Origin of the sequence: Rhizobium sp. YJ-22, from assembly GCF_029601685.1 — a bacterium.
Classification (GTDB): domain Bacteria; phylum Pseudomonadota; class Alphaproteobacteria; order Rhizobiales; family Rhizobiaceae; genus Metarhizobium.
Genome location: NZ_JARRIR010000007.1, coordinates 121,401 through 121,893, shown reverse-complemented (window position 1 = coordinate 121,893; position 493 = coordinate 121,401). Strand labels below are relative to the sequence as shown.

General features: G+C 67.7%; 1 protein-coding gene. It reads right to left on the bottom strand.

Features of this window, described 5'->3' with window-relative positions; translation table 11 throughout:
* The coding region (locus tag P7F60_RS17220; protein ID WP_277918978.1) for a ParB/RepB/Spo0J family partition protein at nucleotides 1–434 on the bottom strand (434 nt) is incomplete at its 3' end.
* Nucleotides 435–493 lie beyond the last annotated feature (59 nt).

The following is a 493-nucleotide window of genomic DNA, read 5'->3' as shown; positions in this document are numbered from 1 at the left end:
CGGTCCAATGCCGCCGCCGCCCGAAGACGGCGATGGCCGAAAGCAACCTGGTAACGGCCGGCATCGACGGGATGCGGGCGCACCAGGATCGGCACCTGCTGGCCATGCTCGCGCATGGAGTGGACGAGGCGGGCATGGTCTTCGTCGGCCTCCGGCATCCGGTCGGGCACGAAGGAGGCGTCGATATCGGCCGTCTCCAGCGACACCACCGCCTGTCCCTCGGCCAGCCGCCGCTCGATTTCCTCGGCGCGGCGATTGCGCTCGCTGAGTTCGGAAAGCGACTGGCTGATCGCGCCGACCGGCGAGCGACTGGTATCGGAAATCAGATCCGGCGAGCCGAGGATCGGGCGTGCGCGGTTGCGCAAGGGGGAGGCGGGGTCCGACGCGGGATCGGCGGGAGGCTGGAGGCCGGAAAACACGTCCTTCCTGCTCATGCCGCCCTGCCCCAGGCCTTTTTGATCAGGCCTTCGATTTCCGCGTTGACATTGTTGAT